Source organism: Stenotrophomonas sp. 96582_Sma (assembly GCF_056480905.1).
Genome location: NZ_CM151122.1, coordinates 555302 through 567914, shown reverse-complemented (window position 1 = coordinate 567914; position 12613 = coordinate 555302). Strand labels below are relative to the sequence as shown.

The window sequence follows — 12613 nt, the reverse complement described above, 5'->3', positions numbered from 1 at the left end:
CAAAGGATCTGATCGATGCCCCTGCCCGCCTTCAAGGCCTACGATATCCGCGGCCGCGTGCCGGAAGAACTGAACGAAGACCTGGCGCGCCGCATCGGCGTCGCCCTGGCTGCGCAGCTCGCTCCCGGCCCGGTGGTCCTCGGCCACGATGTGCGCCTGACCAGCCCGGCGCTGCAGGATGCACTGGCCGCAGGCCTGCGTGGTACCGGTCGTGAGGTAATCGACATCGGTCTGTGCGGTACCGAAGAGGTCTACTTCCAGACCGATCACCTCGGCGCAGCCGGCGGCGTGATGGTGACCGCCAGCCACAACCCGATGGACTACAACGGGATGAAGCTGGTCAAGGAGAACGCCCGCCCGATCAGCTCCGATACCGGCCTGTTCGCGATCTCCGATGCGGTTGCCGTCGATACGTCCGAGGCCCAGCCGCCACGCGCCGGGCAGACCGCCCAGCATGACAAGAGCGCCTATATCCAGCATCTGCTGAGCTACGTCGACGCCGCCAAGCTCAAGCCGCTGAAGCTGGTGGTCAATGCCGGCAACGGTGGTGCGGGCGCCATCGTCGACCTGCTGGCACCGCACCTGCCGTTCGAGTTCATCCGCATCTGCCACGAACCCGATGGCAGCTTCCCCAACGGCATTCCCAACCCGCTGCTGCCGGAAAACCGCGCCGCCACCGCCAATGCGGTGCGCGAACACGGCGCCGACTTCGGCATTGCCTGGGACGGTGACTTCGACCGCTGCTTCTTCTTCGACCATACCGGCCGCTTTATCGAGGGCTACTATCTGGTCGGCCTGCTGGCCAAGGCCATCCTGGCACGCAATCCCGGTGGCAAGATCGTGCACGACCCGCGGCTGGTCTGGAACACCGTGGAAATGGTTGAACAGGCAGGCGGCGTGCCGGTGCTGTGCAAGAGCGGCCACGCTTTCATCAAGGAAAAGATGCGCGCCGAAGATGCGGTGTACGGCGGCGAGATGAGCGCCCACCACTACTTCCGCGAATTCGCCTATGCCGACTCCGGCATGATCCCGTGGCTGCTGATCGCGCAGCTGATCTCCGAGAGCGGCCGCTCGCTGGCCGACTGGGTCGAAGACCGCATGGCGGCCTATCCCTGCAGCGGCGAGATCAACTTCAAGGTGGCCGATGCCAAGGCCGCCGTGGCCCGCGTGATGGAGCACTTCGCCGCGCGGTCGCCCGCGCTGGACCATACCGATGGCATCAGCGCCGATTTCGGCGACTGGCGCTTCAACCTGCGCAGTTCCAACACCGAGCCGCTGCTGCGCCTGAACGTTGAAGCCCGCGGCGACGCAGCCCTGATGCAGGCGCGCACCGACGAAATCTCCCGCCTTATCCAGCAGTAATCAAGGAAGATCATGAGCAACATCCAGCCCGTCATCCTGTCCGGTGGTTCCGGCACCCGCCTGTGGCCACTGTCGCGCGAGGCGTATCCGAAGCAGTTCCTGCCGCTGGCAGGCGAACAGACGATGCTGCAGGCCACCTGGCAGCGCGTCGCGCCCATCGCCACCCACGGCCCGTTGGTGATCGCCAACGAAGAGCACCGCTTCGTCGCTGCCGAGCAGCTGCAGCAGGTCGGCGCCGAGCCGGCTGCCATCATCCTGGAACCGGTTGGCCGCAATACGGCGCCGGCGATTGCGGTCGCAGCATTGGAGGCCACCCGCGACGGCGCCGATGCGCTGCTGCTGGTGCTGCCCTCGGACCATGTGATCACCGATGAGGCTGCGTTCCGTGCAGTCGTGCAGGCTGCAGCCAGCGCTGCCGAGGCCGGCAAGCTGGTGACCTTCGGCATCGTGCCGACCGGTCCGGAAACCGGCTACGGCTATATCAAGGCCGCCAATGGGCAGGGCCTGCGTGCCGTCGAGCGTTTCGTCGAAAAGCCCGACCTGGACACCGCCACCGGCTATGTGGCCAGCGGCCAGTACTACTGGAACAGCGGCATGTTCCTGTTCAAGGCCTCGCGCTACCTGCAGGAACTGGAGCGCTTCCAGCCCGACATGCTGGCCAGCAGCCGCCAGGCCTGGCAGCAGGCCCGTCGCGATTCGGATTTCACCCGCCTCGACAAGGAGGCGTTCGCCACCGTTCCCTCCGATTCCATCGACTATGCCGTGATGGAAAAAACCGAAGACGCCGTGGTGATTCCGTTGGACGCCGGCTGGAACGACGTCGGTTCGTGGACCGCACTGCGCGATGTCTCGCATCAGGATGGCGATGGCAATGCGCACCAGGGTGACGTGATCGCGATCGACTGCCGCAACACCTATGCCTATGCACAGCGCCTGGTGGCACTGGTCGGTCTGGATGACGTGATCGTGGTCGAGACCGACGACGCGGTGCTGGTCGGCAAGGCCGACCGCATGCAGGAGGTCAAGACCGTGGTGGCGCAGCTGAAGGCCGACGGTCGCAGCGAGGCCACCTGGCATCGCAAGGTCTACCGCCCGTGGGGCGCCTACGATTCGATCGACAACGGCGAGCGTTTCCAGGTCAAGCGCATCACCGTCAAGCCCGGCGGTACGCTCAGCCTGCAGATGCATCACCATCGCGCCGAGCACTGGATCGTGGTCAGCGGCACCGCCGAGGTGACCCGCGGCGACGAGGTGATCCTGCTCAGCGAGAACCAGAGCACGTACATCCCGCTGGGCGTGACCCATCGCCTGCGAAACCCGGGCAAGCTGCCGCTGGAGCTGATCGAGGTGCAGTCCGGCAGTTACCTTGGCGAAGATGACATCGTGCGCTTCGAGGACACGTACGGGCGCAGTTGATCCGACGCCCTGCGGCGGGTGCCGACCGTTGGTCGGCACGTCGCCTACCGGGTCAGGCAATCTCCGCCATCACCCGCTTCAGGCCGTCCTGCCATGTCGGCAGCACGATGCCGAAATCCTGCTGCAGCTTGCGGTTGTCCAGCACCGACCAGGCCGGACGCTTGGCCGGGGTCGGGTATTCGGAACTGGGAATCGCCTCGACGGTCGGCACCTTCGCCAACACGCCGGTCGCCAGCGCTTCGGCGAAGATCGCCTCGGCGAACCCATGCCAACTGGTCTGGCCGCTGGCCGTCAGATGCCAGGTGCCGCACAGCTGCCCCGGATGCTGCAGTGCCTGCGCGGTGACATCAGCGATCAGCGCAGCCGGTGTCGGCGTGCCGATCTGATCGGCTACCACACGCAACTGGTCGCGCTCGGCACCCACACGCAGCATCGTGCGCAGGAAATTGGCGCCATGCGAGGCGTACACCCACGCCGTGCGGAAGATCAGATGGCGGCCACCGGCAGCGCGCACGGCCTCTTCGCCATCACGCTTGCTGGCGCCATACACACCCAGCGGCGCGGTCGGCTCGTCCTCGCGGTACGGCGTGGTGCCCTGGCCATCGAACACGTAGTCTGTGGAGTAATGCACGAAGGGCACGCCGTGCGCCGCACACCAGCGCGCGATCACGCCCGGCGCCTGCGCATTGGCGACGAAGGCGGCCTCGGCATCCTGCTCGGCACGATCAACCGCCGTGTAGGCGGCCGCGTTGACCACCACCGATGGCTGCAGGCGATCCAGCAAGGCTGGCAGGCTGTCGGGCTGGCCGAAATCAGCCACCTCGCAGGCGCTGCCATCAGGCAGCTGACCACTGCGGGTGGTGGCAACCACTTCACCCAGCGGCGCCAGCGCGCGCAGCAGCTCCTGGCCAACCTGGCCATTGCCACCGAACACCAGAACGGTCATGGCACGTAGACCGGCAGGCGATCTTCAGCGATGTCCTTCAGGAACGGCGCGTTCTCGTCCTTGGCCGACAAGGTCGGTGCGCTGACCGGCCAATCCACTGCGATATCAGCATCGTTCCAGCGGATACCCGCATCCGCCTCCCTGACGTAGACATCGGTGCACAGGTAGCTGAACAGCGCACGTTCGGACAGCACGGCAAACCCATGCGCGAAGCCTTCCGGAATCCAGAACTGCTTCCTGTTTTCCGCACTCAGCACCACCGCTTCCCACTGGCCGAAGGTCGGCGAGCCACGACGGATGTCCACGGCCACGTCATAGACCTCGCCCTCCAGCACGCTGACCAGCTTGCCCTGTGGGCGCGGCCACTGGTAATGCAGGCCACGCAGCACGCCCTGTGCGGACGTCGATACGTTGCTCTGCACGAAACGGTCCGGCAGGCCCAGCGCAGCAAAGCGCTCGGCGTTCCAGGTTTCGAAGAAGTAACCGCGGGCATCGCCGAACACGGCCGGCTCGATCACCACACAGCCGGGCAACTTGGTTTCAACTACTTTCACGGAACCACTCCACGTAAAGCGAGTTTATGCAGGTACTGGCCGTAGCCATTCTTGATCAGCGGCGCAGCCAGCGCCTCCAGCTGCTCGGCATTGATCCAGCCCTGACCGAACGCGATTTCTTCCGGGCAGCACACCTGCAGGCCCTGGCGGGTCTGGATGGTCTCGATGAAGTTGGACGCTTCCAGCAGCGACTGGTGCGTGCCGGTATCGAGCCAGGCATAGCCACGGCCGAGTGCTTCCAGGTGCAGATTGCCTTCTTCCAGGTAGCGTTTATTGAGATCGGTGATCTCCAGCTCGCCGCGCGGCGACGGCTTCAGCTCGGCCGCGTAATCGCTGGCCTTGCCATCGTAGAAGTACAGGCCGGTAACTGCGTAGTTCGAACGGGGATTCTCCGGCTTCTCGACCAGATCGATGACCTTGCCGCTCTTGTCGAACTCGGCCACGCCGTAGCGCTCCGGATCATTTACCCAGTAGCCGAACACGGTCGAACCATCCACGCGCTCATCAGCGCGCTTGAGCACCTCGCGCAGGCCGTGGCCGTGGAAGATGTTGTCGCCCAGCACCAGGCAGCTCGGCTTGCCGGCCACGAAGTCGCGGCCGATCAGGTAGGCCTGGGCCAGGCCGTCCGGGCTCGGCTGCACCGCGTACTGGATGTCCATGCCCCACTGCGAGCCGTCGCCCAGCAACTGCTGGAACAGCGCCTGTTCGTGCGGGGTATTGATGATCAACACTTCGCGGATGCCCGCCAGCATCAACACGCTGAGCGGGTAATAGATCATCGGCTTGTCGTACACCGGCAGCAGCTGCTTGCTGACGCCCTTGGTGATCGGATACAGCCGGGTGCCGGAGCCGCCGGCGAGGATGATGCCCTTGCGCTGGGTCATGTCGTCTCCCGGGTTCAGGCCGCAGTGCCGATGCGCTGCAGGCGGTAGCTGCCGTCCAGCACGCCGTTGACCCACTCCTGGTTGTCCAGGTACCAGTCAACGGTGAAGGCGATGCCCTGCTCGAAGGTGTAGGCCGGTTCCCAGCCCAGGTCGTTCTTCAGCTTCGACGCATCGATCGCGTAACGGCGGTCATGGCCCGGGCGGTCGGTGACGTAGGTGATCTGGCTGCTGCGCGGCTGGCCATCCGCACGCGGGCGGCGCTGGTCCAGCAGCTCGCAGATGGCCTGCACCACTTCAATGTTCTGCTTTTCCGAGTTGCCGCCGACGTTGTAGGTCTCGCCGACCTGGCCCTTGGCCAACACGGTGCGGATCGCCTCGCAGTGGTCGGACACGAACAGCCAATCGCGCACCTGCTTGCCATCGCCGTACACCGGCAGCGGCTCACCGGCCAGCGCCTTGGCGATCACCAGCGGGATCAGCTTCTCGGGGAAGTGGTAGGGGCCGTAATTGTTCGAACAGTTGGTGGTCAGCACCGGCAGCCCATAGGTGTGGTGGAACGCACGTACCAGATGGTCCGAAGCCGCCTTCGACGCCGAATACGGTGAATTCGGGGCGTACGGGGTGGTTTCGCTGAACTTGCCGGTCTCGCCCAGGGTGCCGTACACCTCGTCGGTGGACACGTGCAGGAAGCGGAACACCGCGCCCTGCTCGGCCGGCAGCGCCTTCCAGTAGTCACGGACCGATTCCAGCAGGCCCAGGGTGCCTACCACATTGGTCTGGATGAAGGCGCCGGGACCATCGATGGAGCGGTCAACGTGGCTTTCAGCTGCAAAGTTCACGACCGCGTCCGGCTGATGCTCGGCCAGCAGGCGGGCGACCAGATCACGGTCGCCGATGTCGCCCTGCACGAACAGGTGGTTCGGGTTGCCATCAAGGCTGGACAGGGTCTTCAGGTTGCCGGCGTAGGTCAGCACATCGAGGTTGATGACCTTGACGCCGCGCGCGACGGCCTCGAGAACGAAGTTACCGCCAATGAATCCGGCGCCGCCGGTGACAAGCCATGTGGGCACTACCTGTTCTCCTGATCGAAATTCGTGGGACGGGGCCTTCATGGCCACGACAATGCAACGTTGAAGGATACAACGGGCCTCCGGTAACACGCGATCACACAAGTGAACTCAGGCCGACTGCATTGCTGCATCGCAACAGCCGGAGCTCCCACCATACGCATTCGCATGGTCACCCCAAGCCAGCTAGAATCGGGGTCCCACCCCCGAACCGGTTGCTGCTCCAGGACCGGACGTTCTCTCCGTTATTGAAGGACCCCGTACCAGATGAAAATCCTCGTCGCGTACAAGCGCGTGGTGGACTACAACGTCCGCATTCAGGTCAAGCCGGACGGTTCCGGCGTGGTCACCGACGGCGTCAAGCTGTCCCCCAACCCCTTCGATGAAATCGCCCTGGAAGAAGCCCTGCGCCTGCGCGACAAGGGCATCGCCAGCGAAGTCGTGGTTGCCACCATCGCCCCGGCCGACGCCCAGGCGCACCTGCGCAACGGCCTGGCCATGGGCGCCAACCGTGCCATCCACGTCGTCACCGACCAGGCGATCCAGCCGCTGACCGCGTCGCGCACCCTGCTCAAGCTGATCGAAAAGGAGCAGCCGGATCTGGTGATCCTCGGCAAGCAGGCCATCGACGACGACGCCAACCAGACTGGCCAGATGCTGGCCACGCTGTGGGGCCGCCCGCAGGCGACCTTCGCCAGCAAGCTCGAAATTGCCGATGGCAAGGCCACGGTGACCCGTGAAGTCGACGCCGGCCTGGAAACGCTGGAAGTGGATCTGCCGGCCGTGGTCACCACCGATCTGCGCCTGAACGAACCGCGCTTCATCAAGCTGCCGGACATCATGAAGGCCAAGGCCAAGCCGCTGGAGACCCTGCAGCTGGCCGACCTCGGCGTTGAAGCCGCCGACACCTTCAAGACCACCCAGTACGCCGCGCCGTCCAAGCGCAGCAAGGGTGTGATGGTCAAGGACGCGGCCGAACTGGTTGCCGCACTCAAGCAGAAGGGGTTGCTGTAATGAGCAGGATTCTCGTCATCGCCGAGCATCACGACGGCAAGCTCAACACCGCCACCGCCAAGACCGTCAGTGCCGCCGCCGCCATCAGCGGTGCCAGCATCGACGTGCTGGTGCTGGCCGCCGATCCGGCCGCTGTCGCCGCTGAAGCCGCGAAGATCGCTGGGGTCGCCAAGGTCCTGACCGTGGCCAACGCTGCCAACGCGCAGGCCATCGCCCAGGTGCTGGCGCCGCAGATCGCACAGCTGGCCAAGGGCTACACCCACGTATTCGGCCCGTCGACCACCTTCGGCAAGGACCTGATGCCGTGCGTGGCCGCCCTGCTCGGCGTCAACCAGGTCTCCGACCTGATGAGCGTTGAAGGCAGCCACAGCTTCAAGCGCCCGATCTACGCCGGCAACGCGATCATCACCGTGGAAGCGCCGGCCGACCAGATCGTGGTCGCCACCGTGCGTGCCGCCTCGTGGCCGGAAGCCGCCCAGGGTGGCAATGCCGCCGTTGAAGCAGCAAGCGTCGACGCTGCCCTGCCGACCCATACCCGCTTCGTCGGCCTGGCCGCCGGTGCCAGCGACCGTCCGGACCTGCAGAGCGCCAAGCGCGTGGTTTCGGGTGGCCGTGGCGTCGGTTCGGAAGAGAACTTCAAGGTCATCTTCCAGCTGGCCGACAAGCTCGGTGCTGCCGTCGGTGCCTCGCGTGCGGCCGTCGATGCCGGCTACGTGCCCAGCGACCTGCAGGTCGGCCAGACCGGCAAGATCATCGCGCCGGAACTGTACGTGGCCGTTGGCATCAGTGGTGCGATCCAGCACCTGACCGGCATCAAGGACGCCGGCACGATCGTGGCCATCAACAAGGACGCGGATTCGCCGATCTTTGAAATCGCCGATATCGGCCTGGTGGGGGATCTGTTTGCAGTCCTGCCGGAGCTGGAAAAGGCACTGTAAACTCTGGAGCTGCCGCCGCGACGCCCCGTCTGCCGACGGGGCGTCGTCCGTTCTAGAAGAGGTCATTGATGAAAGTAGCTATTTTTGGTGCGGGCTATGTCGGCCTGGTAACGGCCGCTTGTTTGGCCGAGGTGGGCCATGACGTGATCTGCGTCGATACCGATGCGCGCAAGGTTGAGCGGCTGGAGCAAGGGATCATACCCATCTACGAGCCTGGCCTGGATTTGATGATCACGGCCAATGTTGCTGCAAAGAGATTGTCATTCACAACCCATGCTGAGGTCGCAGTTCGACACGGCAACATCATCTTCATTGCCGTCGGCACACCTCCTGGGGAAGATGGAAGCGCTGACCTCACCTATGTTCTTGCCGTGGCTGACACCATTGGCCGACACCTGGATCATGACGCGGTCATCGTTGACAAGTCGACGGTACCCGTGGGTACTGCGGCGCGGGTCGAGACACAGATCAGTCAGGCGCTGGCTGACACCGGCCGGGAAATTGCCTTCCATGTCGTTTCGAATCCGGAGTTCCTCAAGGAAGGCGACGCAATCCGAGACTTCATGCGTCCGGACCGAATCATTGTGGGCACCGCGGATTCGTCGGCTGCTGAACGGATGCGGGAGCTCTATCTACCGTTCAATCGAAACCATGACCGCCTTATCGTGATGGACGTACCTTCGGCCGAACTGACCAAGTACGCGGCAAACGCGATGCTGGCCACCAAGATCAGCTTCATGAATGAAATCGCCAACATCGCTGAACGCGTTGGCGCTGATATTGAACAGGTGCGCAAAGGCATTGGATCCGATAGCCGGATTGGCTATTCCTTTATTTATCCTGGCGCAGGATATGGCGGTTCGTGCTTCCCCAAGGATGTTCAAGCACTGGCCAGAACATCGGATTCGGTCGGCTACCAGGCCGAGCTGCTCAGTTCCGTCGAAGCGGTCAATTACCGCCAGAAGCAGAAACTCTCGCAACTGATCTCTCGCCACTACGCTGATGATGTAGCCGGCAGAACCTTCGCCTTGTGGGGATTGTCATTCAAGCCCAACACTGACGATATGCGCGAGGCACCCGCGCTTGTTCTCATTGCAGACCTGGTAGCTCGCGGCGCAAAGATTCGTTGCTACGACCCGCAAGCAATGACTGAGGCGCGCCACCTGCTTTCCCCTCTCGGCGACAACGTTTCGTTTGCCAGCTCTGCCGAAGAAGCGATCACAGGCGCGGATGCACTTGTGGTGGTCACGGAGTGGAAGCAGTTTCTGCTTTCCAGCTTCGAATCGCTGCTGCAGCTCCGTGATCGGGTCGTATTCGATGGCCGCAACATGTATGACCCCGCAAAAATTGAATCTACCGGAATCGCCTACTACGGCATTGGCAGGGGTCGCTCAGTAACCAGTGATCGCAACGGGAATTTAAAATGAGAAATTACAACAGTCGAAAGCGTGTCCTGGTGACTGGGGGAGCGGGTTTCCTGGGCTCCCACCTGATCGAACGCCTCCTGGACCGAGGCAACGAAGTGATCTGCGCCGACAATCTATTCACCGGCAGCAAGCGGAACATCGAGCACCTGTTGCAGAATCCGCACTTCGAATTCCTGCGTCACGACGTGACGTTCCCCATCTACGTTGAGGTTGACGAGATCTGGAACCTGGCGTGCCCCGCGTCGCCAATCCATTACAGCCACGATCCAGTACAGACCACCAAGACGTCGGTGCACGGAGCAATCAATCTGCTTGGCCTAGCCAAGCGGCTCAACTGCCGCATCTTCCAGGCTTCCACCAGTGAGGTCTATGGAGATCCCAATATCCACCCTCAGCGCGAGGAATACTGGGGCAACGTCAATCCTATCGGCCCTCGCTCGTGCTATGACGAGGGCAAGCGCTGCGCCGAGACGTTATTCTTCGATTACCATCGCCAGCACGGACTCGACATCAAGGTCGCGCGGATCTTCAATACATACGGTCCGCGCATGCACCCCAACGACGGGCGCGTGGTGTCGAACTTCATCGTGCAGGCACTGCGGGGAGAAGACATCACGATCTATGGCGAAGGTAAGCAGACCCGTTCATTCTGCTATGTCGACGACCTGATCGAGGGCTTCCTGCGGCTAATGGACAGCGAGGCAGGCTTCACCGGGCCTTGCAACCTCGGGAATCCCGGCGAATTCACGATCCGAGAACTTGCCGAAAAGGTCATCGCACTGACCAACTCGGGATCCAAACTGGTATTCAAGCCGTTGCCGGTTGACGATCCGATGCAGCGCCAACCAGACATTTCGCTGGCCAGAAGCAAACTTGATAACTGGGAACCCCAAGTCCAGCTGGAAGAGGGCCTGCGTCGCACGATCACATACTTTGATAACCTGCTCAGCGAGAACAGCTGAAGTGAATAGGGGCGCCTTTCAGGCGCCCCTTTTGCATTGCAGAAGTTCCATACCAGTTTGCCCGCGACAGCGGATTCGCTACTGGCTTCCACGTCCTGCACCTCACCTGCAGCGATAGTCCACATCCTGCAGGCTATGACGGAACGGGTCGGTAAGGTCATCGGAATAGACGCCAAGCAAGAGCCTGCGCTTGGGCAGCAAGTTCTTGCGATAGAACCTGCTCAGTGTGGCAATGCGCTCGCCCTTATCCGTCAAGCGGACGCATCCATTGACGATCTCTACGGTTCCGGAGCTCTCCTGCTCGGTCAAGCGCACATCAACCAGACGATGTTCAACCATGTACTCCTTGGTGAACACCTCCTGGAAGGCATCCTGGCGGATCCCACCGCCACGCTGTTCTAGCTTCTCCAGGATGTAGAACGAAAGCGATCGGTCGAGCACCGTGGGAACCGAGATCGCAAACGAGTACCCCCCCAGCAACCAGATCACGCAAAGAAGAAATTTCTCAAGCCCGGACAAGGTCCTGAACCACGGCAGCAGCAGCATCAGACCGGTGATGACAAGCGCAATGAATGCATCGCCGATCGCCGCATAGAAGACGACGTCGACAGCGAAATAGCGCATGTGGATCACATACACGACAAGCAGCACGACGACATAGACAGCGGTCAGACCCGCGGCCTTCAGGAACCTGTTCATACTTTGAATACCAACATGCGATTACCCAGGAAAGAGAGGACGAGCTGAATACCGCTGATGACGACGAAACCGATTCGGTAGTCGAAAGCAAGCACGTCAGCCCATAGTGCCATCAGCGCGCCACTCAAGAGCGCCAATGTCGCATACAACGCGGAAAACCTGAGCAGCTCCCTGCGCAGGCTGCCTGTCTTCGAGGCAAATACGAAGAAGCGATTGCCCAGAAATGATGCAAAGATGCCAAGCACCGCTGCGATGGAGTTAGCCACCCCTTTGGATCCTACGTTTACTACTTCAACCAGAAAGGTCAGTGTCCCGAAGTGAACCGCGGTCGCAGCCAACCCATTCACTACAAATCGGGCGAACTGGCGAAGATCAACGCTGCGCAGCACTGATACCCACCTCGCTGGCAGAGGTGACGTAATCCATGAACGCCCCCCGCTTCTGGATACCACCGCGGACAATGCCGCTAAGCATGAGAGTCATGAGGGTGAGCGTGCCCGTCTGCAGGAACACAAGGAACAGGACACCCAGTGCCATCGAAAACCAGCCGGGAGTAGCGTAGCCCGCCAGCTTCAAGAGCGTTGCCACGACGGCGAACGCGATAGAAACGGAGGACACCACCACGCACATCAAACCGACCCTGACCAGCACATCCTCTGCAAATACCATGAGGGCACGGAAACCGTGCAGCGTCAGGCCGACAAAATTCATCTTGCTGTGGCCCGCATAGCGGGGCCCCCGGTCTATCGGGCACACAGCCAAGCGTAGCTTGCTGGCGATGATACCGCCGGCGACGTGTGTCCAGACCTCATGCATTGCATTGGCCCGGCAAAGGGCCGGACGTTTCAAAGCCATAAAGTTCCCGAAGCTGATGGATCGCCCAGTCAGCAGCTGGAAAATGAACTTGTAGACAACATAGAAGAGCTTGAATCGAAAGGTCTCGACCCGGCTTTTGCGCTGCGCCACCGCGACATCCACGTTCTCAGCATCCAGTGCGCCGAGCAGATCGGAAATGGTGGCCGGCAGATCCTCGCCATCCGAGTCCATCACCACTACACGTTGCGCATCGGGCAGGGCGCTTTCCACATAGCTGAGCCCAATAGCAATGGCCTTCTGGTGCCCCACATTGCGGCGCAGCGTAAGCACCACGCCATTGACCCCCGCCGCCTCCAGATGCTCGGCAAGTACCGGCTCGCGCAATGAGCCGTCATCTACGGCAACCACATAGACGCGGCTACCGTAGCAGGATGCCAGTTCGCTGAACAAGCGGCTCGACGCTGTGCGATCCTCGTAGACCGGAGTAACGACTACGAACTCGAACTCAGGCTGCATGTTTGACCTCAG

At 62.3% G+C, this 12613-nt stretch carries 13 protein-coding genes; 6 read left to right on the top strand and 7 right to left on the bottom strand.

Translation table 11 applies throughout. The annotated features are described in order from the left end of the window. Positions 1 to 15 precede the first annotated feature (15 nt). Together ACZK2R_RS02605 and ACZK2R_RS02600 are read left to right on the top strand one after the other, a co-directional pair. Positions 16 to 1362: a phosphohexomutase domain-containing protein gene (locus ACZK2R_RS02605; protein ID WP_049398412.1), complete on the top strand. Its 1347-nt coding sequence runs from the start codon at positions 16 to 18 to the stop codon at positions 1360 to 1362. A 12-nt stretch (positions 1363 to 1374) separates the two neighbouring features. Further along, on the top strand, positions 1375 to 2778 hold the full coding sequence (locus ACZK2R_RS02600; RefSeq protein ID WP_100437840.1) for a mannose-1-phosphate guanylyltransferase/mannose-6-phosphate isomerase: 1404 nt from the start codon (positions 1375 to 1377) through the stop codon (positions 2776 to 2778). A gap of 52 nt (positions 2779 to 2830) precedes the next feature. On the opposite strand, the gene rfbD is transcribed toward ACZK2R_RS02600, so the two are convergent. Genes rfbD through rfbB form a run of 4 tightly spaced genes read right to left on the bottom strand, consistent with a single transcriptional unit; the run spans position 2831 to position 6232 of the window. Then, the gene (gene rfbD / locus ACZK2R_RS02595) at positions 2831 to 3724 is read right to left on the bottom strand and encodes a dTDP-4-dehydrorhamnose reductase (protein ID WP_180837591.1); all 894 of its coding nucleotides are present in this window, start codon (positions 3722 to 3724) and stop codon (positions 2831 to 2833) included. After that, a complete protein-coding gene (gene rfbC / locus ACZK2R_RS02590) occupies positions 3721 to 4278 on the bottom strand; it encodes a dTDP-4-dehydrorhamnose 3,5-epimerase (protein ID WP_180837590.1) in 558 nt (185 codons plus the stop codon). The genes rfbD and rfbC overlap by 4 nt, the downstream gene beginning before the upstream one ends. After that, entirely contained in the window at positions 4275 to 5162 is an 888-nt protein-coding gene (gene rfbA / locus ACZK2R_RS02585; protein WP_180837589.1) for a glucose-1-phosphate thymidylyltransferase RfbA, read from the bottom strand. The genes rfbC and rfbA overlap by 4 nt, the downstream gene beginning before the upstream one ends. 14 nt (positions 5163 to 5176) lie before the next feature. After that, complete coding sequence (gene rfbB / locus ACZK2R_RS02580; RefSeq protein ID WP_180837588.1) at positions 5177 to 6232, bottom strand: dTDP-glucose 4,6-dehydratase; 1056 nt, start codon at positions 6230 to 6232, stop codon at positions 5177 to 5179. 264 nt (positions 6233 to 6496) lie between these two features. Between rfbB and ACZK2R_RS02575 the strand changes: the two genes are divergently transcribed. The 4 genes from ACZK2R_RS02575 (at position 6497) to ACZK2R_RS02560 (ending at position 10570) form a co-directional block, all read left to right on the top strand. Next, positions 6497 to 7243 carry an electron transfer flavoprotein subunit beta/FixA family protein gene (locus ACZK2R_RS02575; RefSeq protein WP_012509979.1) on the top strand — a complete coding sequence of 249 codons (747 nt, stop codon included), beginning with the start codon at positions 6497 to 6499 and terminating at the stop codon, positions 7241 to 7243. Next, positions 7243 to 8181, top strand: a complete 939-nt coding sequence (locus ACZK2R_RS02570; protein ID WP_180837587.1) for an electron transfer flavoprotein subunit alpha/FixB family protein — start codon at positions 7243 to 7245, stop codon at positions 8179 to 8181. The genes ACZK2R_RS02575 and ACZK2R_RS02570 overlap by 1 nt, the downstream gene beginning before the upstream one ends. Positions 8182 to 8249: 68 nt before the next feature. Beyond that, the gene (locus ACZK2R_RS02565; protein ID WP_180837586.1) at positions 8250 to 9608 is read left to right on the top strand and encodes a UDP-glucose dehydrogenase family protein; all 1359 of its coding nucleotides are present in this window, start codon (positions 8250 to 8252) and stop codon (positions 9606 to 9608) included. Beyond that, the gene (locus ACZK2R_RS02560) at positions 9605 to 10570 is read left to right on the top strand and encodes a UDP-glucuronic acid decarboxylase family protein (protein WP_180837585.1); all 966 of its coding nucleotides are present in this window, start codon (positions 9605 to 9607) and stop codon (positions 10568 to 10570) included. Before ACZK2R_RS02565 ends, ACZK2R_RS02560 begins: the two co-directional genes overlap by 4 nt. Before the next feature lie 102 nt (positions 10571 to 10672). On the opposite strand, the gene ACZK2R_RS02555 is transcribed toward ACZK2R_RS02560, so the two are convergent. The 3 genes from ACZK2R_RS02555 to ACZK2R_RS02545 are packed head-to-tail and all read right to left on the bottom strand — an operon-like array spanning position 10673 to position 12601. After that, the gene (locus ACZK2R_RS02555) at positions 10673 to 11269 is read right to left on the bottom strand and encodes a hypothetical protein (protein ID WP_180837584.1); all 597 of its coding nucleotides are present in this window, start codon (positions 11267 to 11269) and stop codon (positions 10673 to 10675) included. After that, on the bottom strand, positions 11266 to 11658 hold the full coding sequence (locus ACZK2R_RS02550; RefSeq protein WP_180837583.1) for a GtrA family protein: 393 nt from the start codon (positions 11656 to 11658) through the stop codon (positions 11266 to 11268). The genes ACZK2R_RS02555 and ACZK2R_RS02550 overlap by 4 nt, the downstream gene beginning before the upstream one ends. Next, positions 11642 to 12601 carry a glycosyltransferase gene (locus ACZK2R_RS02545; RefSeq protein WP_180837582.1) on the bottom strand — a complete coding sequence of 320 codons (960 nt, stop codon included), beginning with the start codon at positions 12599 to 12601 and terminating at the stop codon, positions 11642 to 11644. Before ACZK2R_RS02545 ends, ACZK2R_RS02550 begins: the two co-directional genes overlap by 17 nt. Between the last annotated feature and the right edge of the window lie 12 nt (positions 12602 to 12613).